The sequence below is a fragment of the Clostridium sartagoforme genome (assembly GCF_004794105.1).
Classification (GTDB): Bacteria; Bacillota; Clostridia; order Clostridiales; family Clostridiaceae; genus Clostridium; species Clostridium sartagoforme_B.
Map to the genome: position 1 here is coordinate 54,690 of NZ_SRYR01000006.1, position 24,316 is coordinate 79,005.

25 protein-coding genes are annotated in these 24,316 nt (G+C 27.7%); 17 read left to right on the plus strand and 8 right to left on the minus strand.

All coding sequences use genetic code 11. From position 1 onward, the window contains the following. The first annotated feature begins 3 nt into the window (after positions 1-3). From ppcA to E5347_RS11705, 3 genes are all read left to right on the plus strand, one after another. On the plus strand, positions 4-1,614 hold the full coding sequence (ppcA, locus tag E5347_RS11695) for a phosphoenolpyruvate carboxylase (RefSeq protein WP_136007412.1): 1,611 nt from the start codon (positions 4-6) through the stop codon (positions 1,612-1,614). 143 nt (positions 1,615-1,757) lie between these two features. Then, on the plus strand, positions 1,758-2,492 hold the full coding sequence (locus tag E5347_RS11700; protein ID WP_136007413.1) for a class I SAM-dependent methyltransferase: 735 nt from the start codon (positions 1,758-1,760) through the stop codon (positions 2,490-2,492). Positions 2,493-2,539: 47 nt separating this feature from the next. Further along, positions 2,540-3,286 carry an arginase family protein gene (locus tag E5347_RS11705; RefSeq protein ID WP_136007414.1) on the plus strand — a complete coding sequence of 249 codons (747 nt, stop codon included), beginning with the start codon at positions 2,540-2,542 and terminating at the stop codon, positions 3,284-3,286. A gap of 121 nt (positions 3,287-3,407) precedes the next feature. Here E5347_RS11705 and E5347_RS11710 read toward each other — a convergent pair whose 3' ends face one another. Both E5347_RS11710 and E5347_RS11715 read right to left on the minus strand, forming a co-directional pair. Then, positions 3,408-3,884: a Dps family protein gene (locus E5347_RS11710; RefSeq protein WP_168354958.1), complete on the minus strand. Its 477-nt coding sequence runs from the start codon at positions 3,882-3,884 to the stop codon at positions 3,408-3,410. A gap of 169 nt (positions 3,885-4,053) precedes the next feature. Then, complete coding sequence (locus E5347_RS11715; RefSeq protein WP_136007416.1) at positions 4,054-4,473, minus strand: Fur family transcriptional regulator; 420 nt, start codon at positions 4,471-4,473, stop codon at positions 4,054-4,056. Between the two features lie 236 nt (positions 4,474-4,709). Between E5347_RS11715 and E5347_RS11720 the strand changes: the two genes are divergently transcribed. The 8 genes from E5347_RS11720 (at position 4,710) to E5347_RS11755 (ending at position 12,541) form a co-directional block, all read left to right on the plus strand. Continuing rightward, entirely contained in the window at positions 4,710-5,393 is a 684-nt protein-coding gene (locus tag E5347_RS11720; RefSeq protein WP_136007484.1) for a DUF554 domain-containing protein, read from the plus strand. A gap of 183 nt (positions 5,394-5,576) precedes the next feature. After that, positions 5,577-6,266: a DNA alkylation repair protein gene (locus E5347_RS11725; RefSeq protein WP_207670482.1), complete on the plus strand. Its 690-nt coding sequence runs from the start codon at positions 5,577-5,579 to the stop codon at positions 6,264-6,266. Positions 6,267-6,492: 226 nt separating this feature from the next. Further along, the gene (locus E5347_RS11730; protein WP_136007418.1) at positions 6,493-6,987 is read left to right on the plus strand and encodes a hypothetical protein; all 495 of its coding nucleotides are present in this window, start codon (positions 6,493-6,495) and stop codon (positions 6,985-6,987) included. An 80-nt stretch (positions 6,988-7,067) separates the two neighbouring features. Next, complete coding sequence (locus E5347_RS11735; protein ID WP_136007419.1) at positions 7,068-7,775, plus strand: LytR/AlgR family response regulator transcription factor; 708 nt, start codon at positions 7,068-7,070, stop codon at positions 7,773-7,775. Positions 7,776-7,794: 19 nt separating this feature from the next. Continuing rightward, positions 7,795-9,102, plus strand: coding sequence for a sensor histidine kinase (locus E5347_RS11740; protein ID WP_243109779.1), 1,308 nt, complete (start codon positions 7,795-7,797; stop codon positions 9,100-9,102). A gap of 15 nt (positions 9,103-9,117) precedes the next feature. Beyond that, complete coding sequence (locus E5347_RS11745) at positions 9,118-9,510, plus strand: DUF3887 domain-containing protein (protein ID WP_136007420.1); 393 nt, start codon at positions 9,118-9,120, stop codon at positions 9,508-9,510. 67 nt (positions 9,511-9,577) lie between these two features. Next, positions 9,578-10,189 carry a cyclase family protein gene (locus E5347_RS11750; RefSeq protein WP_136007421.1) on the plus strand — a complete coding sequence of 204 codons (612 nt, stop codon included), beginning with the start codon at positions 9,578-9,580 and terminating at the stop codon, positions 10,187-10,189. Positions 10,190-10,651: 462 nt separating this feature from the next. After that, positions 10,652-12,541 carry an endonuclease MutS2 gene (locus E5347_RS11755; protein ID WP_136007422.1) on the plus strand — a complete coding sequence of 630 codons (1,890 nt, stop codon included), beginning with the start codon at positions 10,652-10,654 and terminating at the stop codon, positions 12,539-12,541. Between the two features lie 119 nt (positions 12,542-12,660). Here E5347_RS11755 and E5347_RS11760 read toward each other — a convergent pair whose 3' ends face one another. The 3 genes from E5347_RS11760 to E5347_RS11770 all read right to left on the minus strand — a co-directional run bounded on the left by E5347_RS11760 (position 12,661) and on the right by E5347_RS11770 (position 16,389). Beyond that, on the minus strand, positions 12,661-13,845 hold the full coding sequence (locus E5347_RS11760) for an L-lactate MFS transporter (RefSeq protein ID WP_136007423.1): 1,185 nt from the start codon (positions 13,843-13,845) through the stop codon (positions 12,661-12,663). 146 nt (positions 13,846-13,991) lie between these two features. Next, positions 13,992-14,714 (minus strand): LytR/AlgR family response regulator transcription factor, encoded by a 723-nt coding sequence (locus tag E5347_RS11765; RefSeq protein WP_136007424.1) that lies wholly within the window; start codon positions 14,712-14,714, stop codon positions 13,992-13,994. A gap of 13 nt (positions 14,715-14,727) precedes the next feature. Continuing rightward, the gene (locus tag E5347_RS11770) at positions 14,728-16,389 is read right to left on the minus strand and encodes a LytS/YhcK type 5TM receptor domain-containing protein (RefSeq protein WP_425350464.1); all 1,662 of its coding nucleotides are present in this window, start codon (positions 16,387-16,389) and stop codon (positions 14,728-14,730) included. 300 nt (positions 16,390-16,689) lie between these two features. Between E5347_RS11770 and E5347_RS11775 the strand changes: the two genes are divergently transcribed. From E5347_RS11775 to E5347_RS11800, 5 genes are all read left to right on the plus strand, one after another. Then, positions 16,690-17,133 (plus strand): MarR family winged helix-turn-helix transcriptional regulator, encoded by a 444-nt coding sequence (locus E5347_RS11775; RefSeq protein WP_136007426.1) that lies wholly within the window; start codon positions 16,690-16,692, stop codon positions 17,131-17,133. Between the two features lie 154 nt (positions 17,134-17,287). After that, positions 17,288-18,169 (plus strand): pirin family protein, encoded by an 882-nt coding sequence (locus E5347_RS11780; RefSeq protein WP_136007427.1) that lies wholly within the window; start codon positions 17,288-17,290, stop codon positions 18,167-18,169. A 159-nt stretch (positions 18,170-18,328) separates the two neighbouring features. Next, complete coding sequence (locus E5347_RS11785) at positions 18,329-19,195, plus strand: HAD family hydrolase (protein ID WP_136007428.1); 867 nt, start codon at positions 18,329-18,331, stop codon at positions 19,193-19,195. 371 nt (positions 19,196-19,566) lie between these two features. Then, the gene (locus E5347_RS11795) at positions 19,567-19,920 is read left to right on the plus strand and encodes a hypothetical protein (protein ID WP_136007429.1); all 354 of its coding nucleotides are present in this window, start codon (positions 19,567-19,569) and stop codon (positions 19,918-19,920) included. A gap of 215 nt (positions 19,921-20,135) precedes the next feature. Further along, the gene (locus E5347_RS11800) at positions 20,136-20,969 is read left to right on the plus strand and encodes a helix-turn-helix domain-containing protein (RefSeq protein ID WP_136007430.1); all 834 of its coding nucleotides are present in this window, start codon (positions 20,136-20,138) and stop codon (positions 20,967-20,969) included. A gap of 229 nt (positions 20,970-21,198) precedes the next feature. Here the strand turns inward: E5347_RS11800 and cdd are convergent, their stop codons facing one another. Together cdd and E5347_RS11810 are read right to left on the minus strand one after the other, a co-directional pair. Next, a complete protein-coding gene (gene cdd, locus E5347_RS11805; RefSeq protein WP_136007431.1) occupies positions 21,199-21,615 on the minus strand; it encodes a cytidine deaminase in 417 nt (138 codons plus the stop codon). Positions 21,616-21,768: 153 nt separating this feature from the next. Further along, positions 21,769-22,656, minus strand: a complete 888-nt coding sequence (locus E5347_RS11810) for a PHP domain-containing protein (RefSeq protein ID WP_136007432.1) — start codon at positions 22,654-22,656, stop codon at positions 21,769-21,771. A gap of 165 nt (positions 22,657-22,821) precedes the next feature. Between E5347_RS11810 and E5347_RS11815 the strand changes: the two genes are divergently transcribed. After that, a complete protein-coding gene (locus E5347_RS11815; protein WP_136007433.1) occupies positions 22,822-23,580 on the plus strand; it encodes a MerR family transcriptional regulator in 759 nt (252 codons plus the stop codon). Positions 23,581-23,707: 127 nt separating this feature from the next. Here E5347_RS11815 and E5347_RS11820 read toward each other — a convergent pair whose 3' ends face one another. Further along, complete coding sequence (locus E5347_RS11820; RefSeq protein ID WP_136007434.1) at positions 23,708-24,142, minus strand: globin domain-containing protein; 435 nt, start codon at positions 24,140-24,142, stop codon at positions 23,708-23,710. Positions 24,143-24,316 lie beyond the last annotated feature (174 nt).

Here is a 24,316-nt window from a genome sequence, read left to right on the forward strand (position 1 = left end):
TAAATGAGAAGATATCCAAGTTGTATGGCAACACAACATCCAGATAATTCACAAAAATATATAACAATACAACAAGAACCAGAAGAAGCAGTAAGGGATTTAAACTTGCAAGAAAAAGGTGGGTTAGGAATTGAAGAGGTGATGGTTGATTTTGAAGGAAAGCTTACACCATATCATCAAACTTCACAAATAACATTAGGATTAATAAATGAGGGGTTTATTCCAGGTGAGGATGTATTTGTAACACCAAGAATTCCTAATGCAATAAAGGAGCCTGTATTTAGACAGTTAATGAGTATAATGTCATTAGTTGAAACTAATATGTTAGCTTATAAGCAAACAGGCAAGCAAGCCATTATTGAAACTATAATTCCAATGATTGAAACTGGTGAGGAATTAATAAAAATTCAAGAGAGAGTTAACTCTATAATTGAGCTTGGAAATAAAAACTATGATATAGAATTCCCATTAAACAGTATTAAGTTAATACCACTAATGGAAGGAATTCCATCCTTAGTAAATATAGATAAAATAATTGATAAATATTATAGACACCTTTGTAGTAAAGATTATAAATTGAAAGATTTAAGGGTAATGATAGCAAGATCAGATTCAGCTATGTCATATGGAATAGTATCTTCAGTATTAGCAGTTAGAATGGCTATTAGTAAGATTCATAAGTGGGGACAAGAAAATGATGTTGAAATAGCACCTATATTAGGTTGTGGATCTTTACCATTTAGAGGACACTTATCAGCAAAAAATATAGAAAACACTTTTAAGACTTATGCAGGAGTTAAGACATTTACTATTCAATCAGGGTTAAAATATGACCATGGTACAGAGGAAACAATAGAAGTAGTAAATAAGCTTAAAGAGCATGATTATATGGAAGATTTTAAGATACTTTCTGAGGAAGAAATGGATCTTATGAAAGAATATATAGGAATTTTCTCTAAGCACTATATTGATATATTTACTAGAGTAATTAAAGATGTAGATGGTATATCCAAGTTTATACCTAAGAATAGAGATAGATTAGCAAGTTCTAAATCAGGCTTACAATATGTTAGAGAAGCAATAGATGTAAGTGAAGTAGTAGAATTAGTTAAGGATACAAAGCTAAAGGAAGAGTTATTAAGCTTAAATACAGATGTAGACTGTTCAGTACCAAGAGCTATCACATTTACTGCATCAATGTACACAGCAGGTATTACTCCAGAATTCTTAGGGGTAGGAAGAGGCTTAAGAGAAATTAAAGAGAAATATGGACAAGAAGGTATAGAGAAATTATTAGAATTCTATCCAAGCTTAATAGACGACTTAATATTTGCAGCTAAATATACAAATACTAAGATATCTAAAGGAATAGTTAACGAAGAATGTAGAGATACTTATAAGGAAGATTTCAGTTTAGCTTGTGATATTTTAGGGATTTTAGCTAAGGATTATCCAGAAGAAGAATTTTATCATACTCTATTAAAATCTGTAAGACCAATCTTACTTCATTTAATGGGTAAGGAAGAAGATATGTTTAATGATGTTGAGGAAGAAAAGAAAATTCTTAAGGAATGGATAGTTAAGTTAGGGAAATTAAGAGGTAGCTTAGGCTAATAGATATATTAAAAGAGGATGTTTGTTATATCAAATATCCTTTTTTATTTAACATAAATTATATAGAATTGTTTATGAGATATAAAAAATTTAAATATATGAGTTAGAATATATTTATAAATAGAAATTAGGAGGTATAAACTATGAATACGAATAAATACGACGATGAAATATTTTTTGATAAGTATAGTAAAATGGCTCGTTCAGTTTATGGCCTTAATGGCGCTGGCGAGTGGCATATGTTTAAAAAGATGTTACCGGATTTAGAAGATAAGAAAGTATTAGATTTAGGATGTGGACTTGGATGGCATTGTAAATATGCTATTGAAAATAATGCTAAAGAAGTACTAGGAATAGATTCTTCAGAGAAGATGTTAAATAAAGCAGAAAAGATTAATAGAGATAAAACAATAAAATATGTAAAAACTACAATAGAAGAAGTAGAATTGAAAGATAGATATTTTGATGTTGTAATAAGTTCATTAGCCCTGCATTATATCAAGGATTTTAATATGGTATGTAAGAAAGTGTATGCTACTCTTGTAGATAAGGGAGAATTTGTGTTTTCAGCTGAGCATCCAATCTTTACTGCAGAAGGCAAGCAAGATTGGTATTATGATGAATTAGGAAATAGACTTCATTGGCCTGTAGATAATTACTTTAATGAAGGTAAAAGAATAAGCAACTTCTTAGGAGAAGAAGTAACAAAGTATCATAAGACACTTACTACATATATCAATACTTTAATAAAGAATGGATTTGAAATAGTGGAAGTAACTGAGGCGCAGCCAGCAGAAGAGATGCTTAAAGATAACAAAGAAATGCTAGATGAGTTACGTAGACCCATGATGATATTGATATCTGCTAAGAAAAAATAATATGGTAAAATATTAATATGGAATTTTTGTAGCAAGGAGGATGGTTTATGGAAAAACTTTTAACAGTAATGAACTTTTCTCATGTATATGAAAAGGAAAGATTCTTTTTGGATGAGGAATATAATTGGGTTGACTGTAGTAAGGTTAGAGGAACTAATGGATATTGCGATAAAAATGCTTTTCATATTTTACAAGAAAAAGTTAAATCATTAAAACCTGAAGGTATTCATTTTATTGACTCAGGAAATTATCATTATGCCAGTGAGCTATGGATAGATAAAATAAAAAATGATTTTACACTGATAGTTTTTGATCATCATTCAGATATGAGAAGGCCAAGCTTTGGGGATATATTATCTTGTGGTTCATGGATAATGGATGAGATTGATAATAATAAATATATAAAAAAAGTTATTATAATAGGTTTAAGTGAAGAGCAAAAAGAAACTATTCCAAGGCAATACTTAAATAAGGTAGTAGGGATTTCTGATACTGATTTAATGTCATTGAACAAAAATGATTTATACAAACTTATAAATAGCAGATACCCAGTATATATTTCTATAGATAAAGATGTTTTAAGTGAGGATATTGTTAATACATCTTGGGATCAAGGTGATATGAATTTTGATTTTCTCAAAAGAATTCTTCATAGTATTATTCTAAAGTACGATATCATTGGTGTTGACGTGTGCGGAGATACGGACCCAAATAATATAGAAAATATAAGAAGTAATGATAAGGTTAATGAAAGATTACTAAAATTTTTGTTAGATGAAGATTATAATGAGTAGATTAGCAATCATTATAAAGAAGTTAGAATAGCATTTTATTAAAAAAGGAAGTTCGAATATGAACTTCCTTTAATTTTAGTTGTATAAATTAAAATAAATTTTAAACATTCTAATTTTCACATTATTTAGCTTTATAAGATTTTATCATCCAAAGAGCCTTTTCATATTCTCCTATAAATCCAGCCATTAAATCAATAGAACCTTGATCATTAGCATCTTCTGCTAAAGCTAGTATAGATCTTGATTGACCAAGCATACTTAAGAAGTCAGCTTCTAATATATTTATTGATTCTTCAGCAGATAAACCTTTGCTATCTAATTCTTGTATAGTAGCAAGATTTAAGTATTCTTTCATTGAAGCTGCGGGTCTATGACCCAAAATAAGAATTCTTTCAGCAACCTCATCTAATGATTTAGCCATTGCTTCATAATATCCTTCAAATACACTGTGTAATTGGAAGAAAGCATTACCTTCTATATTCCAATGTAAGTTGTGAATTTTAACATATAATAAATTAAGATTTGCAAGGTAGTCGTTAAGTGATTTTACTACTCCTTCAATTTTTTCATTTTCTAGACCTATATAATTTTTACTCATAAATATTACCTCCAACATTTTATATTAATTTCAAATTTGTAATGATTACAATATTATAATAACTCTAAATCCAAGGAATGTCAATACTATTTCCAAAATTTAATAAAAAAACATAGTTCACATATTAGTTAGATGTGAACTATGTTTTATATTACTTTTATAAAACTATTTAATTTGTATTTCTACATTTTTTACAGATACCCTTAAAATAAAGAGATTGTTCATGGATATCAAAGTCCTTTAAAGAATCTATATTTAGGCTATCTAAATCAATTTTTATATCGTAAAGAGTATGGCAGGACTCACATTTAAAGTGGCCATGTTTCTTTACATCCAATATTTGATACCTAAGTTCATTTTCATCAATTATAATAGCTTCTACAATTTTCTTTTCAATAAAAATGTTTAAAGTATTATATACAGTTGTTTTTGATAATGTTGGAATTTCATCTATTAAAACAGAATATATTTCATTCACACTTGGATGTTCTTTACTATTATATAAATTTTCAAAGATTCTTTTTCTTTGATAGGATGGACTGATTCCATGATCTCTTAGATATTTTTCAATATTATCAACGAGTGGCATAAGTATCCCTCCTGTAATTATTATTTTTTATTAATTATATAATTTTAGCATAGTTTAAAAAAGTAATCTATAAAAATATAATTAATACTATATTATATTATTGATTTTTTATAATATGGTGAAATTTTTAATTAAAGTGAAAGATAATGATATAATTAGTATAATAAAAAATAGAAGATATATTATTAAGCTATAATTAGTAAAAATAAAATTTATTGAAAGGTAACGTATATATAATGATAGGAACTATTACTAACACAGGAGCCATACTTGCAGGAAGTATTATAGGCTTTGTAGTGAAAAAAGGAATTAATGAAAAATATAAGGGAGCTCTATTTACGGCTATGGGATTAGCTGCAACTGGTCTTGGAATTAATTCAATTGTATCAAATATGCCAAATAGTAAGTATCCAGTATTGTTTATTTTAAGTCTTGCAATTGGAAGTTTGATAGGTACGATTATTAATCTTGAAGGAAGATTTAATAATTTATCTAGTAAGTACACTTCTAGCAATTTGGGACAAGGATTATCTACAGCAATTTTACTATTTTGTATTGGGACATTATCTATATTAGGACCTATGGAAAGTGCATTAAATGGAGATAATACATATTTATTTACAAATGCTACTTTAGATTTTGTAACATCTATAGTTTTAGCATCTACTTATGGAATTGGAATTGCAATTTCAGCAGTTGTACTATTTTTATGGCAGGGATTTATATATGTGTCTGCAGGATTATTATCTGGATTTTTAATCCCTGAACTTCTAACTGAAATATCAATTATAGGAGGATTTTTAATCGCAAGCTCAGGTTTATCCATACTAAATATTAAGGATTGTAAAACATTGAATATGCTTCCTTCATTACTTATTCCAGTTCTTTGGTTTATTATTAAAGGGATTTTTGGACTTTAAATTAAATAAGAAGTAATATCAAATCAAGGTGGATATATTAAAGTTAAATCTAGCACTAAAGGTTCTACTTTTTCTATATTTTTACCTAATAAATATTATTTAAAATAGAAGAGGGGTGTTAATATTAACAGTAAAGAAGTTAAAAATAATGTAGATAGTAATGATTTAGATCTTGATGTAATGATGGAAAAGTTAAAAGCGTTAGGTTCTGAATCAATTAAAAAAGTATTAATTAAACATGGAATACAAGAGCCATTCTTTGGCACTAAGATAGGTGATCTTAAAAAGCTAGTTAAGTATGTTAAGAAAAATGATGAGCTAGCAAAGGAATTATATAATACAGGTAACTATGATGCTATGTATTTAGCAGGCTTATCAATAAATCCTAAAAGTATGAGTAAAGATGAACTAAAGGGATGGTTAGATAAAGCATATTGTACATCTATTGCTACATCTATAGTTTCTAATATAGCAGCAGAAAGTGATTTTGCATTAGAGCTTGCAAGAGAGTGGATACAGCAAGATAACGAGATTGCTCAGTGCTGTGGATGGAGTGTAATTTCAAATTATATATCAATTACTGAAGATGAATTAATTGATATGGAAGAAATAAAAGAACTCTTAAACAGCATTGAAGCCAATATTCATAGTAATAAAAATATGGTTAGGTATAGTATGAATTCTTTTGTAATAAGTGTAGGAACATATATAAAGAAACTAAATGAAAGGGCCCTAGAAGTGGCTAAGAACATAGGAAAGGTTCAAGTTGAGTTAGCAACCAAGGGGTGTAAGGTTCCAGTAGCAGAGGAGTATATAGAAAAGATAATTTCTATGAATAGAGTAGGTAAGAAGAGAAAAACTTGTATTTGTTAATTAAATATAGATAGTTAATTATAATTTTTAAGGATAATTATTGTATGAAAATACAGTGATTGTCCTTATTTATTTTTCGGGAAATATATAAAACATGTATATTAAGTACCAAAATCTGTACATCATGCAAAGTATATTGTGGGAGGAAATTAAGGGATATATAATAAAATCAACCTAGGGATAAATAATAATGATAAGGGAATGAATAATTATGGAGGTTATTACAATGAAAAATAAAAGAACAAAATTACAAAGGGTTATAGACTTTATTTCAATGGTCATAGCAGTAGCTATTATTACAAGCACTATTTTAAGTTACAGTGAATTACCAGAGACTGTTCCTATTTATTTGAGACTAGATGGTAGTTTTGAGTCTTTTGTTGCAAATAAATATGCAATATTTGTTTATATTGGAATAGGGAGTGTAATGTTTTTAATTACATCAGTCCTATCAATGTATCCAAGAATTATAGTTGAGAAGCTTAAAATGACAAAAGTTGAAATTACAAATGAAAATAGAGATAGACAATATAGCCTAGCAAAAACTTTTATAAAGATATTAGGATTAGAATTTATAATTTTATTTGGATATATGCAATACTCTGTTACACAAGCAACTATAAATAATGTAAATACAATAGGGGCATCATATTTAGTAGGACTAGCTATAATAATTTTTTCTATTATAGGATATTCAATAAAAAGTACTAAGATGAAATAATAAATGGTTATGAAAACATTGTCATAAATTTGAGTGAATTATATAATATTCATGAACAATAATGATTATGGAGATAAGTAATGATTAAAATTGCAATTTGTGATGATGACAAAAATATAGTAGAGGACATAAGAAAATATATTGAAAGTTATAAAGGTGCTTCCTTTGAGATAAGTTTATTTCATAGTGGGGAAGCCCTTATAGAGAATAAAGAGAGATTTAATCTAATATTCCTTGATATTGAGATGAATGGAGTAGATGGAATAGAGGCAGCAAGAAAGATAAGAGAGTATGATAAGTTTGTTAAGATAATTTATGTTACAAGCTATACTGATTATTTAAATTTAGCATTTAGTGTCCATGCTTTTGGGTATTTAAATAAGCCAATAAGTGAAAAAGAAATACATAGTCAACTATCTGAGGTAATAAGTTATTTTAAGGAAGAAGAGATTGAGGAAAAGTTAGAATTTATAACTACTGATGGAGTAGTAAGATTAGCACCTAAGGAAATATATTATTTTGAGTATATTGATAGAAGGGTAGTTATAAAAACAAAGGATTGTAGTTACTCAATAAAAGGTAAGATAACAGAAATAGCAAGGGATATGAAAAATTATGATTTTATTATGCCCCATCAAAGCTTTACAGTGAATTTGTTTTATGTAAAGTCAATAAAAGGTTATGACATTTTTATGATGGATGGAAGTCTTATTCCATTATCTCAGAAAAAATCAACTGAATTTAGAGATGAATTTAATATATTCTTAGAAAAACGCATTTTAAGTTAAAGGAAGAGAGGGTTTAGGTTTGTATATCTTTCCTGAAACAATACTAATAGGTATGAGCTATTTACTTTCTTTTTTATCAAGTTATATAGTATTTGACTTTATGAGCAAGATAGATAGAAATAAGTTTTATAAAAGAAAAGTTTATATAGCATCTTATATTATCTTTACTTTGGCACTTATAATTCTTTATGGAATTACAGGAAGTGAAGTGCTTAATGTTATATTTAGTTTAATATTAACTGTTATTGTAGGACACTTTTTATATAATGACCAAAAGGTTTATATTTTATATTATAGTTTGCTTATAGTTGTATTAACTATATTTCAGATTGTTATAAGCTATATATTTAATTTGATTTATATTATGGGGATAATTAATTTTTATGATATAAATGCATTGTCATTAGCAATATCAATAGTAATACAATTTGCTAGTTTAATAGCTTCAAGGTTATTTGTTAATTGGTACAAGCAAAAGAGTATAACAAATTTTACAAAAGTACAGTTTTTCAATTTTTTAGTTCTACCAATATTCAGCATATTGTATATTGTTACTTTAATGATGTATATGGAGACTTTCGTTTCTACTACTGATAATCTATTATTAATATTTAATATAACCTCTATCATATTTCTAAATATATTTATTACAAATATTTTTCAAGAAATATCTAAGAAGAATGAAATGAAAAATAAGATTAATCTTTATGAAAATCAAGCCAATATGGAATATGAATATTACAATTCCCTTGAAGAAAAGTATAAGGAATCTAGGAAGGTTATTCATGATATAAAAAATCATATACAAACTATTGAGAACTTATATAAAGATAATGAATTCGATAAGGCTGAGCTATATAAGGGTGATTTATATAAAATGTTCAATAAATTGGAACAAAAGTATTATACCTATAATAAAGTTTTGAATATTATTTTAAATGATAAATGTGAAAAAGCTAAAAGATATGGAATTACTATCGATTGTAAAATAGGAGATGTAAACTTAGAAAAGATAAGAGATATTGATGTAACTACTATATTTTCAAATCTTTTAGATAATGCAATTGATGAAGTAAAAGAATTTAAGCAAGATAAAGAGATATTTGTTAAGGTAGATAAGTTCAATGAATTTATAGTTATCAATGTAACTAATAAGTTAAAGTCTAAAATTGTAAAGATAGATTCTGAGTTAAAAACTACAAAAAAGAATCATGAAGGCTTAGGATTACAAAATGTAAAAATGGCAATTGAAAAATATGAAGGAACTTTAAGAATTGATTTTGATGATAATCATTTTAAAGTTAATATAGTTATTCCAACTAACTAAGGGTGAGGAGGATTTATGAAGAATATTATTAGCATTTTATTAACATTAATTTGTGGATTATTTTTAATTGGCTGTGGACCAAAAACCTTAAGTGAGAATTATAATGAAGATGTGTTAAGAGAGGCCTCCCAAGTAATAATAGATCAGTTAAATAATGAAGAATATAATGAAATAGTTGATAATGCTGGAGAGACAATTAAAAATGATGAAAGTGCAGAAGTTATAGAAAATGCATATGACAGCATAAAAAAATCAGCAGGTGGATTTGATTCAATAGATAAAATGTCCTTCCAAGAAAAGAATGGATATGCAGTTGTTGTATCAATTGCAAAGTTTGAAAAAAGAGATGTTCAATTTATTTTTTCCTTTGATAAAGAAATTAAGTTAGTAGAGATATTTATGAAATAGAAACTAATAATTTATTTACTCCTTTATAAGTGGTAAAATAAGTAATAATAAATAAGGGGGGTAATAAATGATAGTAGATATTACTCAAGTAACTAAAATAGGTAAGGAATATAGAGGTGGTTCTGAACCTTTAAAGGTTAAGAAAGTAACTAGAGAAAGTAAAAGTGGTAGTTCATATATTACTACTAATTTTTCTTGTGATGTTCATAATATGGGAACCCATATAGATGTAATGTCAGCAGATGCCTATATAAGTGAAGATAGGCTAATAGCTGAAGGAATAAAGTTTGATGTATCTCATATAACAGATAGAGAAGTTACATTAGAAGACTTAGATTTATCTATAGTCAAGGAAGGAGTCTATGTTTTCTTCCAAACAAACTGGGATAAGTATTTAGAAGATGATGAAAAATATAATAATCATCCTGATATTTCTTTTAGTGTAATAGAATATTTATCTAGTAAAAAGGTTAATATGATAGGAATAGATGCTTTAGGCTTAGGAAAAGGAAGACTACATGGAGAAATAGATAGGTTTTTAGGAAAAGAAGGTAAGTACTCTATAGAGAATCTTACAAACCTAGATAAGATACCTGAGTCTAACTTTAAGGTGTATTGCTTGCCAATAAAAGTAGAAGGTATAGATGCATGGCCAGCAAGATTATTAGTAGAATTTTAATTCTTATATAAGTTGATTGTGTAATTACCTAACTGAAATAATCTACTTTTAAAGGAACTTAATAAAATGTAGTAACTTTATTATAACCTATATACTTAAATAGTAAGATAAAATTGGTATATAAAAATAATTGACAATATAGTAGTTCTTAGAATATATTAAAGAAGATAGATTTCAAAAAGAAGTGAGGGAAGTTTGTGAGTGTTTAGTATCAAATAGTTAACTTAATATTGATTCCAAAAAGACAGGGGTTTATAACCTTTATTTGTTGTGGAATTAATTGAACTATATTGATACAAGTCCGCGAATGAAATTACAAGGGGTATAGTATACCTTTCTTTATGATTGAATTTTTAGCTGTGGAAGTATCCGCAGCTTTTTATATTTTTAAGGGTTTTAAACTATGAAATCTATCTAGATTTCGTGACTTGTATGTATCTAATGCAAGAAAGGAAAATAAAAATGGATAAAACAACATTAGAAAAATTAAATTATTATGAGCTAAAAGAAATAGTCAAGGGATATTGTATAAGTGGTTTAGGAAAGTCATTGATAGATAAGCTTGAGCCAAGTAGTAATATAAAGATTGTAAATAAAAGATTAGATGAAACTTCAGAAGGAAGAAGGCTTTTAGAAGCTTCATATCATATACCTTTAAGTGGAATATTTAATATATCTCCTCATATTGAGAAAATAGAAAAAGGTTCATCCTTAGATCCTGAAGATTTAACTATGATATCTGATTTCTTAAGAGGATGTAATAAGATAAAAATATTTATGAAAGATAAGGAAGGTTATGCTCCTACATTAAGTAGTTATGGAGAGAGTATTACAGAATTAAGTTATATAGAAGAAGAAATAAATAGGTGTATAAGAGGTTCTGTAGTAGATTCAAATGCTAGTAAAGAGCTTAAAAAAGTAAGAAGACTTATAGATGAATGTGAAGGTAAAATAAGAGAAAGATTAGATAAATTTTTAAAAAATAGTGATAATAAAAAGTATATCCAAGAGTTCTTTATAAGTAAGAGAAATGGAAGATATACTATTCCAATAAAATCATCTTATAAAAATTATGTTAAGGGAGTAATTATAGAATCTTCATCTAAGGGGACTACAGTTTTTATGGAACCTGATGTAGTATCAAGATATACTTCTGAATTAGCTAATTTAAAAATAGAAGAAAGCATTGAAGAATATAAGATACTTGGAATGCTTACTGAAATGATTAATGAAAGAATAAGAGATTTAAAAATAAATATAGAAGTAATAGCTGAGTATGATATGATTTGGGCTAAGGCTAAGTATAGTAATGAGATATCAGGAATAAAGCCTAAGTTAAATGATCATGGATATATCAAAATAGTAAAAGGTAAATATCCACTGCTTAAGAATGCTGTACCTCTTGATTTTGAAATTGGAGAGGATTATAGAACATTAATTATTACTGGCCCGAATGCTGGGGGAAAGACTGTAGTATTAAAAACAGTAGGCATTATAACCTTAGCTGTACAATCAGGATTTCATATAGAAGCTAAAGAGGGAACTGAAATTTCAGTATTTAATAATCTTTTTGTGGATATAGGAGATAATCAAAGTATAGAAAATGCCCTAAGTACATTTTCTTCACATGTAAAGAACTTAGCAGAAATTATTAAACAAAGTACAAAATCGACTTTATTACTATTTGATGAAATAGGAAGTGGAACAGAGCCTAATGAAGGGGCAGCACTTGCTATAGCAATATTAGAAGAGTTATACCATAAGGGATGTATTACAATAGCAACTACTCATTATGGTGAAATTAAAAATTTCTCTGAGGGTCATCCTGATTTTGAAAATGCAGCTATGGAATTTAAAAAAGATACACTTGAGCCATTATATAAACTTCATATTGGTAAAACTGGCGATAGTAATGCCTTATATATTTCAAAGAAGATGGGAATTTCAGATTCCATAATAGAAAGAACAAGAAAATATATAGAAACTAAAGACTATAATTATGATCTAATTAGGTCTAGTAAAGTGATAAAGAAAAGAGAAGAAGATGTAGAAGCTGTTGAAGCAAGATATAACTATTCCGTTGGAGATAGGATTATTCTTTTAGACAAAAATGATAGTGCCATAGTATATAAAGAAATAGATGATTTAAATAATCTAGTTGTCTTTTACAAAAATGATTTTATTGAAGTTAATTATAAAAGAGTAAAATTAGATGTTAAAGCTAGTGAATTATATCCAGAAGGTTATGATTTAAATCAGCTATTTACAAGCTATAAGGAAAGAAAATTAGAGCATGATATAAGTCGTGGATCTAAAAAGGCATTAAAGAAAATAAGAAAAAATTCCATATAAAATAATATTAAAGAAGAGTACCCTTATAAATTAAGGATACTCTTTTTTATTTACCCACGAAGTGAAATGATTTAAGGGCTAGTATTTATGCCATCTTTTCTAGTAACTTAGTATTATGTCTAACCAACCTTTTGATGTGACCTTACAGATTGTATTGTAGAGGCTAAAACTATTGATATTAAGCATAAAGCTCCAATAATTATAAATGTAGGTTTGAATCCTCCAGTTAATGATCCTATAAATGATCCTGAGATTGCGCCTAAACCAAATCCTTGATATATAATTCCATAATTTTTAGTTTGATTTTTAGTACCAAAGAAGTCACCTACTATAGCAGGGAATACTGTAATGTTTCCTCCAAAGCAAAATGCAATTGAAGCAACAGAAGCAAAGAAGATTGCAAAATTTAAATGTACAAAGCTTAATGCAAATACTGAAATAGTTGTAACTGAAAGGGATAGAATTATAACTTTTAATCTACCCATTTTATCTGATAAAGCACCTAATACAATTCTTCCAGCAGTATTAAATATTGCTACCATGGCAACGGCATTTGCAGCTACTTCGGGGGTAAGTCCTACTAATTGAACTCCGATATCTTTAACTATTCCTATTAGATATAATCCACTCATACATGCTGAAAAGAATATTAAGAACAAAACATAAGCTTCTTTTGTTTTAAGCATTTCTTTTACAGAAAACTCATTTTCATCTTTATTACTAGAATAATTATTTACTAATGGAGCATCGTTTAATAATTGAGCACCTATCAAGATTGAAATCATAGCTAGTAATCCCCAGTATAAAAATGTTTTTGAGACTCCCACATTATTGATTAAGCTTCCATTTATATATTTAAAGATTAAACTTCCTGTTCCATAAGCACCTACTGAAATACCAGAAATAAGACCTTTTTTATCAGGAAACCATTTAATACAATTTGAAAGTGTTGTAATATAAGCAATACCATCTGCAGCTCCAACTATTACACCTGCTGTAATATAAAGCATAGGTAATGAAGAAACAAATGATGTTAATATTAAACCTATCCCTAATATTAAACCAGCAATTGAAGTAAGTTTTTTAATACCTAGCTTGTCTTGAAGTTTTCCAGCAGCCAAAGTAGATACTGCTAAAGCAAAACTAGTTATAGAGAAGGTAATTGCAACTTTATTTAATTCAAATCCAAATTCATTTACTAGGGGTTGATTAAATAAACTCCAAGTATAAATAGTTCCTAATCCTAACTGAGCAACTACTGTACCTAAAACTATTAACCAACGACTTTCTGATAATTTTTTCATTTCATTCACCTCTAACTTTATTTTCATAGATATAAGTTCTACATTTATAGTGTTTATAACTAATGTTTATGAGTTCATTATAATCCCACTAAAAATAAAGTTATTATTTTATGAATGAAATGTATGAATACTTAAATGAAATGCATTTATATGTTCATGAGTTGCTTGAATACTTTTACATTACTTCTACTTACAGGAACTTCATAATCGATATCCTGAAGTTTTAAATTATAGGTATTATTAAACCAAGGTATTATTTCTTTAATTTTATTAATATTTACTATGTAAGATCTATGGCATTTAAAAAATATATCATTTGGTAGCTTTTCATAAAAATCTGATATACACAGGTTTACTGAGTATTTTTCATCCTTAGTAAAAACATAAGTTATTCTTTCTTGTGCTACGCAATAATATATATCATTAATATCTACCACTATTATTTTTTCATTTTTCCATAGATTAATTTTATTCGATATAAAATTAATATGAGAATTATCTTTTTTATTATTATAAGTGTTTTCTAATTTTTTTAACATTGAAATAATCCTAGACTCTGAATAAGGCTTTAATATATAATCAAAGGCTTCTACTTCAAAGGCTTCAACTGCGTGTTCTTTATATGCTGTGATAAAAACTATATTAGGTTTTTTAGTAAATTTACTTATACTTTTAGCAAGTAAAACTCCATCTAATGAGGGAATGTTTATATCTAAAAATATAATATCAACATCATTATTTTGAATAAATTTAAGAACCTCTATTCCATCTGTAAATTCTGCAACTATATCTATTTTACTATAATTTTGAATAAAGTATTTAAGCTCTTCTCTTGCTAAGAATTCATCATCAACTATTATAGCTTTCATATATTTCACCTTCTTATATCTTTTTCTTTATATAAAATTCAATCATAGTTCCTTTATCTAATCTTTTTATAATGAGCCCTTCTCCATAAATAAGCTTAATTCTTGAATGGACATTATATAGTCCTATTTTCTTTTCTGGAACATCATCGTTATAGATTTTACTTATCATATCTTCACTTATTCCAACACCGCTATCTATTATAGATATTTTAACTTTTTCACTTTCATCCTTTAAGCTTATTTTAATTGTTCCATTATGGTTGTCCTTTAAGATACCATGAACTATAGCATTTTCAACTAATGGTTGTATTGTGAGACTTGGTATTTTAATATCTACATCATCTATATCGTAGATTACATTTAGTTTGTCTCCAAAGCGAGCTTTTTCTATTTCAATATAATCTTTTACTTGTTTCAACTCTTTCTTTACATCAATAAACTCACTATTTAACTCTAAATTAAACCTTAAGTAGCTTGATAGATTTATTATAAGATCTCTTGCAGTATTAGGATTTATCCTTATGGAAGAAGCTATTGCATTTAATGCATTAAATAAAAAGTGAGGGTTAATTTGAGTTTGAAGTGCTTTGAGCTCTGCTTTATTAGCCATTTCCTTCATTTCTTCTACCTTTGACACTTCCATAAGAGTTGAAATAATTTGAGAAAGTCCTACAGCAAGGGTTTTTACAGTATAAGTTATGTTATTAGAAGCCTTATAATATATTTTTAAAGCACCAGTAACTTCATTTTTATCCTTAAGAGGTATAATAATAGCTGATTTTAGAAGGGAGGTTTTTTCCTTAAAGCCAGTATTTTTTATAACTATTTTACCACTACTAATAGCTTCTTTTGTCTCAGCAGTTATAATTTCATGCCCAATATTATAATACTCTTTTCCAACGCCAATATAGGCCAATATATTTTTGGTATCAGTTATTGATACTGCATCAGCCTGAATATCTTCTTTAATAATAGTACATATTTTATTTAAAGATTCACTGTTTATTTTTCTAAAGTAAGGGAGAGTTTTATTTGCTATATCTAGAGCTAATTTTGCTTGCTTGGCAGCAATTCTTTCTTTGTCATCCTCTATCCCTTGAACTAATAAAACAATAAATCCTACACATATTTGCCCAATAATCATAGGAAGGGCTATTTTAGATACAATGTCATAGCCTAAGGAGTGAGGAGTACTTAATAGAAGGATAAGTAGCATTGTAATAGTCTCAGAAAACATTCCAGCTAATATTCCAGCTATCCACCTATAGTTTCTCCTTACTTTTCTATTAATATATCCGGAGATTATGCCTGCACAGATACTACTAATTAGACATGGAATAGAGGTTACCCCTCCAATATCTATTAGATATCTATGTATCCCAGATACTAAACCAGTTACTATTCCTACAATTGGACCAAATATTATTCCGCCAGAAACTATAGTGATAGTTCTAACATTTACTAAAGAGCCCTCTACATTAAGCCCTGTATAAGTAGATAATATGGCAAATATAGAAAATACCGTACATGCAATTAAATAGTCTTTTTTACTATATGTATCTGTTTGAAATATATTTCTAAAGCTTTGTAACCTTGTAATAGTAAATAAGCATACAAGAAGTAATACAGCTCTATCAACAAATTGAATTAATATACTAAATATATAATCCAAAATAACATTTCTCCTTTCTCTAATAAAATATATTGTTGTAATTTTATTTTATTATTTGTCAGTTAAATCAATAAAAGACTATATTTATAATTTAAAGATACTCCTTTGGTATCATTTAGTAAATAAGGGCTTTAACAAAAAACATAAAGAAGTGAATAGAAAATAATTAATATAACTTGTTAATAAAGTTATTATAAGGGCAAAGATAGGCATTATCACAACTTCAATAGTAAATTATTGAGGAGAAAAGAAAGAGATAAGTATACCATTGACAATATCACTAATTAGTGATAAATTTAATGTATGGATAATATAAAAGATTTACTTGAAGAAAATAAATTAACTTTATCTACTTTAGTTGTTTTTACAAGAGCAGAAAATGCAATTCATAAACGTGAATACGAAACAATTAAGGAAAGTGGATTAACTATATCACAATTTGGAGTTTTAGAAGCTCTATATAATAAAGGTAACTTAAGAATATGTGAGTTAATAGAAAAAATGTTAACTACATCAGGAAATATAACAGTAGTTATAAAGAATTTAGAAAAGGATGGATTTATAAAAAGAAATATAGACCCTGAAGATAAGAGATCTTGTATAATATCAATAACGGATAAAGGGAAAGACATAATAGAGGGTATATTACCAAATCACATTAATAATATTAAAAATATTTTTGATGTTTTAAGTGATGAGGAAAAAGTTACTTTAAAGAATATACTAAAAAAGTTTAAGAATATATAAGTTGTAATTAAGCTTCTACATCTTATTGAAGTAGTTTATATTTAAACTATTTAAGGTGATAAGTTATTTAAGCAGCTTATATAATATTTTTAAATAAATATCACTAATTAGTGATAAATTTAATTATTAATGAATTAAGAGAGGGATGTTTATAATGAAACAATATAGATCAATAGAAAATATATTTAGAGGACCAATGCCCCATATGGTTGGAGATGGCTTTAAGGTAGCACAGTACTTACCAGCAGGGGTAAGTAGACTGGATAGATTATCACCATTTTTCCTTCTAGATTATCATGCACCACATTACTATGAACCATCACCAGTTAGACGTGGAGTAGGAGCTCATCCTCATAGAGGTTTTGAAACTGTAACAATTGCTTATGAAGGAAAAGTTGAGCATCATGATAATAAGGGTAACCATGGTATTATAGGACCTGGAGATGTTCAATGGATGACAGCTGCATCTGGAATTATGCATAAGGAATATCATGAAGAAGAGTTTAGTAAGAATGGTGGAACTCTTCATATGATTCAACTTTGGGTTAACCTACCAGCTAATAAAAAAATGTCAGAACCTAAGTATCAACCTTTATTGAAAGAAAATATGGGAGCTATTAAGTTAGAAGATAATCAAGGAGAAATAAGCATTATTGCTGGAGAAGTTCAAGGCGTTAAGGGGCCAGCTAGCACATTTACTAATATAAATCTTTATAATGTAAACCTAAAAAATAAAGGAAAAATAACATTAAGTGAACCTAATAATTTTAATACTGGAATAATGGTATTAAAAGGAGATGTTAAGATAAACGGAGATAAGATAGCTAAGGAAAGAGACTTTGTTATATTCAATAATGAAGAAGGAGATATATTAGTTGAATCACTTACTGAAGATACATTATTTGTTGTATTAAGTGGTGAACCTATAAATGAACCAATTGAATCATATGGACCATTTGTAATGAACACAAGAGAAGAACTATATGAAGCTTATGATGATCTTAGAAATGGTAAATTTGGCACAACAGAATTTTAATTTAGATATTAGTTAATAACTAATATAGCTAGCTTTAAGGAATTATTATATTTGCTTATGGCTAGCTTTATTTTTTAAGATTACTTGACTTAGAGTTAACTTCAAGTGTTAAAGTTAATATAGAAAGATATAGGGTGAATAGATAGAGAGGAAAGTATTATGAATAAAAAAATTATATTTTTTGATGCAGATGGGACAATAGTTAAAGGAAGCAATATATCGCCACTAACTTTGGAAGCTTTCAAGAAGCTAAAAGAGAATGGACATATATTAGTATTAAGTACGGGAAGAGCTATACCTGCTATAGATGGTATTCTTAAAGATATGAACTTTGGAAATACAATATGCTCTGGTGGAGGAGTAGTTGTAATAGGAGATAAAATAGTGTATTCAAGGCCAATGTCTAAAGAAAGCCAAAAGGAGTTATTAGATTACTTTGATAAACATAATGTCTTATATAATTTAGAAGCTAATGACTATATTTATATTAAAAAAGGATATAAAGAAAAATATCTAAGATTATTTCAATTACCGGATAAAGAAACTGTAACTATAGAGGAGTATAACAAGCATAAAGCAATGCTAGAAAAGGTATCAAGTAGAACTAAGGAAGTTGACGATGCCATGGAAATAGATATTAATAAGTTACATTATTATGCTGCAGATATATTATATGATGGAGGGGGATGTCCTATTTCCTATGATGATTTGGAAAGAGATCTAGGTGAAAAATATAAATGTGTTCCACTTTCTTTAAGTAAATTATTTGCTGGTGGAGAGGTATGTGAAATAGGAGTTTCAAAAAAGGGTGGAATGGAAGTTATTCTAAAACATTATAAAGTTAATAAGGAAGATATATATGCTATTGGTGATGACTATAATGATATCGAGATGTTGGAGTACGCTACTACTAGCATAGCTATGGGTAATGCTCCTAAGCAGGTTAAAGATATGTGTGACTATGTAACAGATGATGTTGATAACGATGGGTTTTATCATGCAATGAAGCACTTTGGATTAATTTAAATTCAATCATATGACTTGTTCTCATTTTATAAAAATATTACTTAATGAACTAACTCTAAAAGCATCTAAATACAAGTATGCAACATAGTATGGAATAGGTTATTATATTATGAATTCTTGGATAGAGGTTGATTATGAGGGGATGTATGTTGGAATAATTTTAATAAGTATTTTGGGAATAATTATGTTTAAGGTAATAGATGTTATACAAAATAAAATATGTAAATGGAAGATAAAATAAGGGAGGACATAAAAGTCCTTCTTTTTTATTATTAAAGCTTCTTTATTTTTAATTAATAAAATAGATTTAATTCAATAGTGTCCCTTTTATTAGCAATGAATATCATACTATTAGAAAGGAAGTGATATAGTTGAACTATGACAGAGATGATAAGAATAATAACTTACAGGAGTTATTTGATGAATGTAAAAACTTAATGGACTACCATATTATTTTAGTAATGAAAGATGGTACTTCGTTTGATGGAGTTATTGACAAGGTAGATTCTAATGGTGTAATGATGATGGTTGGAGAGGATATATTATATGATGATGACGATGATCAAGGTCAATATAATACTCAAAGACAGTTTAATAGACCAAGGAAAATGAGAAGGCATAGACGTTTCAGACGAAGGGGCTTTCCTTTTAACTCGATTTTTAGGATATTCCCAATACCTTACCCATATCCATTCTACCCAATAGGTCCATTTTCTCCATTTTAGAAATACTTAATATATTTAAGAAGAGGAGTACTTAACCAATAATACTATAGAATTAGAAATCATTATAAAAAAATAACCCTTGTTACTTTAAAGAAATAAATTAAAAGAAAATATAGTATTTTAGCTAGTTGCAACTAATAGTTGACAAAAAGAAATGGCTAGTTGGTAGATTAAATTGCCCCACTTTTATATAATTTCTATAGGAGGTGGGGCAAATGAATTTATCAGCCAAATTACAATTGTTAAGAAAGAAAAATGGTTTATCCCAAGAAGAGTTGGCAGAGAGATTAGGTATATCTAGACAGGCAATTTCTAAGTGGGAATCTGGACAATCAACACCTGATTTAAATAAGCTTATTTTACTATCAGAAATTTATAATGTTACTATTGATAGTTTAGTTAAAGATAGTGATGAATATGATATTTTACAAGGCTCATTTAATAACAATAAAATTGACGATAGTGATAGAAAAAATACAAGTGATGATAGTAAGAATACTCAAATAGTAATTAATTTGGGTTCAAATAGAATTGAGTATGAATATAAGAGTAAAAGAACATTATTTGGATTACCTCTAGTTCATATAAATCTTGGAAGAGGAATTAAGAAGGCAAAGGGGATAATTGCCATAGGGAATATATCTTGTGGAGTAGTATCTGTGGGACTTTTATCTTTTGGTATTTTTAGTTTTGGGGTATTATCAATAGGTTTAGTTAGTATTGCTGCAATAGCCATAGGATTGCTACTTGGAGTAGGGGCTATTGCAATCGGAACTTTTTCAATAGGAGCTATATCTATAGGTGTTTTCTCAGCTGGAGCATTGGCTATTGGGAAGTATGCTGTAGGAGGTGGAGCAATAGCCGCTGATATAGCAATAGGTGATCATGCTAAAGCTAATATAGCTATAGGAAATAGAGTAGATGGATTAAGGACTTTATCATTAGACTCATCTAAGGAAGAAATTAAAAGAGTAATTAAAGAAGAATATCCTAATATAAAAAATTGGATTGTTGATTTAGTAAGTTACTTTGCTAGTAACTTTAATTAATAAAAGTATATAGAATTATAAAAAGCAAAAAATATCTCGTAATTAAAGTTGGAGAAGGAGTTAAAGCTTTTAAAGAGGGGAATATTAAACTATGTTATGAACATTTAAGAAAAATGAAAAGTATTTCTGAGGATGTTATTAAAGTAATTGATAAGATAAGCATATAGGGTATTTTATAAGGCAGGGTATTGGGTACACTGCCTTTGCTTATATATTTATAAAAACTTTATTAATCTAAATCCTTGCCTGTAAATCCTAAAGGTAAAAGTTCTTCTAGGGTATATTCTTTAAATTCATCCTTATTTTTTGCAAGATAAATTTTAAAGGTTTTAGGATCGCAGAACTCAGCAATTACTTGTCTGCAAACTCCGCAAGGAGCACAATAATCAGTTTCTTCAGCATCTGCTTTATTTCCTACTATTGCAATTGCAAGGAAATCCTTTTGACCTTCAGAGACAGCCTTAAAAAAAGCAGTTCTTTCAGCGCAATTAGTTGGAGTAAAAGCTGCATTCTCTATATTACAGCCTAGATATATCTTACCATTTGTACCAAGTAGTGCTGCACCAACATTAAAGTTAGAGTAAGGAGTATAAGAAAACTTTTGAGCTTCATAAGCTTTTTCAACTAATAGTTTTGCATCAATCATAAATTTCACCTGACACTTTCCTTAATAATAAAAATAATATTTACTTTAAATGTATATAACATTAAATGGATTTTAATTATAGCACTATTGAAATACCCTTACAAGGAATCTTTTTAAAGAAAACAACTTATCCTAAGGTAGAATATATAAATTCTAGTTACCAAATATTAAATCAGGGTTCTTACATAAATAATTTCCTATTTCATATTCAAAGTTACCTAATTCAATGTTAGGTTTATTTTTACCATGAAAATCTGTTCCACATGTAATTAACAACTTATTCTCTATAGCTTTATTATAGAAAAAGTCTATAGTTTCCTTTGAATGATATGAACTAAATACTTCAATACCATCAATTCCTTCTACAATTAAATCATTAATGATGTTTAAATTGTTTTTTAAATTGTTTCCAGGATGAGCTATAATTGCTATTCCACCATTATCTTTTATCATTTTAATAGCTTCTGATAAACTAATATATTCTATATGAACATAAGCTGGTTTTCCTTGAGAAAAGTAATCCCAATAAAAATTAACATAAGGCATATCACTTCTTTTTCCACCAGCTCTATATGGTTTTAGTATTTCTGAATCTTTATTTCTTTCATCTTCTAGCAATACTTCTGCAATTAACTCACCAGGTATTATTCCATTTGTAGCTTTATTTAATACATCTTGAGAATCTAAATATAAATTAGTAGCTTCTTTAATTTTTTCTATTCTCTTTATTCCTGCCTTTTGCTCTTCCTTGATTATGTTTTCTTCTAAATCAGCAAAGCAGCTTTTAGTAAAATCAAAATTATATCCTAAAAGATGTAGATTTAGTCCATTGTACTGGCAGTCAATTTCAATTCCAGGTATATATGAAATGTTTTTCCCTTTAATATATTCTAAAGCAACAGAATTAGCTTTTACAGAGTTATGATCTGTAATTGAAATAAGATTTAAACCATTTTCAATAGCTTTATCAATTATTACTTCAGGACTAAGCTCTCCATCATCACTGAAATATGAATGCATATGCAAATCTAATTTTTTCATAAAATATCTCCCCTATAATATTATTTGTAAGATTAGTATAACATCTTAATTGAAATTAATAATTTCATTAGTTGAAAGTTTGTAATTTATTTTGAAAAAAATAAAATACTTATTGACATTAACGCAACGTAAAGGATTATTATTAAGTTGTAAGGAGGAATGAAGATGGAATATACAATTAAAAAGCTAGCTGAGATGGCAGGTGTAAGCACTAGAACTCTTAGGTATTATGACGAAATTGGTTTATTAAAGCCTTGTAGAGTTAATTCTTCAGGATATAGAATCTATGGAGAAAAAGAAATAGATATACTGCAACAAATTTTACTTTATAGATCAATGGATATTAAACTTGAGGATATTCAAAATATAATTGCTAACCCTAACTTTAACATTTGCCAATCATTAATTGAACATCGAGAAAGCCTCATTTCTAGGAGAAATCAACTTGATCAATTGATTTTAACTGTAGAAAAAACTATTGAATATAAGAAAGGGGAAATAAGTATGTCTAATAAAGAAAAGTTTGAAGGCTTTAAAAAGGAAAAATTAAAAGATAATGAAGAAAAGTATGGAAAAGAAATTAGAGATAAATATGGTAAAGAGACAGTAGAAGCATCTAATAAAAAGTTCATGAATTTAAGTGAAGAAGATTTTAATGAAATGCAAAGGTTGGAAGCTGAAGTCTTCGAGAATCTATTAAAGGTATCTGATAGTGGAGATTTAGATTCTGAAGAAGCTAAGAAAGTATATGAAAATCATAAAAAATGGCTTTGTTTCTCATGGCCTAGCTACTCTAAAGAAGCTCACGCTGGATTAGCAGAAATGTATGTAGCAGATGAAAGATTTGCAAAGTATTATAATGATAAAGCTGGTAAAGAAGTAGTAGAAATCCTAAGAGATATAATTGTTAAATATGCAAGATAGTAATATAAAAATAAAATAAAAACCAAGAAAAAAAGATGGTCCTGTCGCACAATATAAAATTAAGAATAGATAATTAATTTTTAATTCTTAATTTGAGTTCATAATGCGACAACTCCATCTTTTCTATTTATCTTGAAGAATACAAATTCTTTTCTACATCTATAAATACTTCAGCAAGAACTCCATAAGTCTTTCCCCAAGCATCTATAATTTCATCTGTTGCAGCATCTCCTAAGACTTCTTTTATAGCATCTAATAAGTGTTTGCCAACTATAGGATAATGCTCTGGTTTAACATTAGAGTTACAATGTCTCTCAGCTATTTTATTTACCACTGGCATTATTGCAGGTAAGTTGTCTATGTTTTGAGCAGAAGCTAATATAGACATGGCTAGAGCTTTTGGCTGTTCTCCTGATGACTGTCTACCCATATCAAATAAAGGCTTAACTTCTGGGTTTTTTTCAAACATATTTTTATAAAATGTAGTTGTTATTTCCACTCCGTGAGTTTTTAAAACTGGAACTGTACTCTTAATTATATCTATTGTTTTTTGATCTAACATAATTTCTCCTTAAGAATTCAATATCAAATATTATATAATAATAAATATTATATAATAAATCTTAACACCATTAAGACTAAAACTCAACTTATTTAGAAGAGATATAGGAGCAAATTTATCCAAATAATAAAAATATCAACCACAGCTTGCCTTTTCCTATGAAGTCTAAAGTAG

What these genes read in the sequence shown, in the direction of transcription:
- ppcA (WP_136007412.1), top strand. Translation starts at nt 4, where the DNA reads ATGAGAAGATATCCAAGTTGTATGGCAACACAACATCCAGATAATTCA.
- E5347_RS11700 (WP_136007413.1), top strand. Translation starts at nt 1,758, where the DNA reads ATGAATACGAATAAATACGACGATGAAATATTTTTTGATAAGTATAGT.
- E5347_RS11705 (WP_136007414.1), top strand. Translation starts at nt 2,540, where the DNA reads ATGGAAAAACTTTTAACAGTAATGAACTTTTCTCATGTATATGAAAAG.
- E5347_RS11710 (WP_168354958.1), bottom strand. Translation starts at nt 3,884, where the DNA reads ATGAGTAAAAATTATATAGGTCTAGAAAATGAAAAAATTGAAGGAGTA.
- E5347_RS11715 (WP_136007416.1), bottom strand. Translation starts at nt 4,473, where the DNA reads ATGCCACTCGTTGATAATATTGAAAAATATCTAAGAGATCATGGAATC.
- E5347_RS11720 (WP_136007484.1), top strand. Translation starts at nt 4,710, where the DNA reads ATGATAGGAACTATTACTAACACAGGAGCCATACTTGCAGGAAGTATT.
- E5347_RS11725 (WP_207670482.1), top strand. Translation starts at nt 5,577, where the DNA reads ATGGAAAAGTTAAAAGCGTTAGGTTCTGAATCAATTAAAAAAGTATTA.
- E5347_RS11730 (WP_136007418.1), top strand. Translation starts at nt 6,493, where the DNA reads ATGAAAAATAAAAGAACAAAATTACAAAGGGTTATAGACTTTATTTCA.
- E5347_RS11735 (WP_136007419.1), top strand. Translation starts at nt 7,068, where the DNA reads ATGATTAAAATTGCAATTTGTGATGATGACAAAAATATAGTAGAGGAC.
- E5347_RS11745 (WP_136007420.1), top strand. Translation starts at nt 9,118, where the DNA reads ATGAAGAATATTATTAGCATTTTATTAACATTAATTTGTGGATTATTT.
- E5347_RS11750 (WP_136007421.1), top strand. Translation starts at nt 9,578, where the DNA reads ATGATAGTAGATATTACTCAAGTAACTAAAATAGGTAAGGAATATAGA.
- E5347_RS11755 (WP_136007422.1), top strand. Translation starts at nt 10,652, where the DNA reads ATGGATAAAACAACATTAGAAAAATTAAATTATTATGAGCTAAAAGAA.
- E5347_RS11760 (WP_136007423.1), bottom strand. Translation starts at nt 13,845, where the DNA reads ATGAAAAAATTATCAGAAAGTCGTTGGTTAATAGTTTTAGGTACAGTA.
- E5347_RS11765 (WP_136007424.1), bottom strand. Translation starts at nt 14,714, where the DNA reads ATGAAAGCTATAATAGTTGATGATGAATTCTTAGCAAGAGAAGAGCTT.
- E5347_RS11775 (WP_136007426.1), top strand. Translation starts at nt 16,690, where the DNA reads ATGGATAATATAAAAGATTTACTTGAAGAAAATAAATTAACTTTATCT.
- E5347_RS11780 (WP_136007427.1), top strand. Translation starts at nt 17,288, where the DNA reads ATGAAACAATATAGATCAATAGAAAATATATTTAGAGGACCAATGCCC.
- E5347_RS11785 (WP_136007428.1), top strand. Translation starts at nt 18,329, where the DNA reads ATGAATAAAAAAATTATATTTTTTGATGCAGATGGGACAATAGTTAAA.
- E5347_RS11800 (WP_136007430.1), top strand. Translation starts at nt 20,136, where the DNA reads ATGAATTTATCAGCCAAATTACAATTGTTAAGAAAGAAAAATGGTTTA.
- cdd (WP_136007431.1), bottom strand. Translation starts at nt 21,615, where the DNA reads ATGATTGATGCAAAACTATTAGTTGAAAAAGCTTATGAAGCTCAAAAG.
- E5347_RS11810 (WP_136007432.1), bottom strand. Translation starts at nt 22,656, where the DNA reads ATGAAAAAATTAGATTTGCATATGCATTCATATTTCAGTGATGATGGA.
- E5347_RS11815 (WP_136007433.1), top strand. Translation starts at nt 22,822, where the DNA reads ATGGAATATACAATTAAAAAGCTAGCTGAGATGGCAGGTGTAAGCACT.
- E5347_RS11820 (WP_136007434.1), bottom strand. Translation starts at nt 24,142, where the DNA reads ATGTTAGATCAAAAAACAATAGATATAATTAAGAGTACAGTTCCAGTT.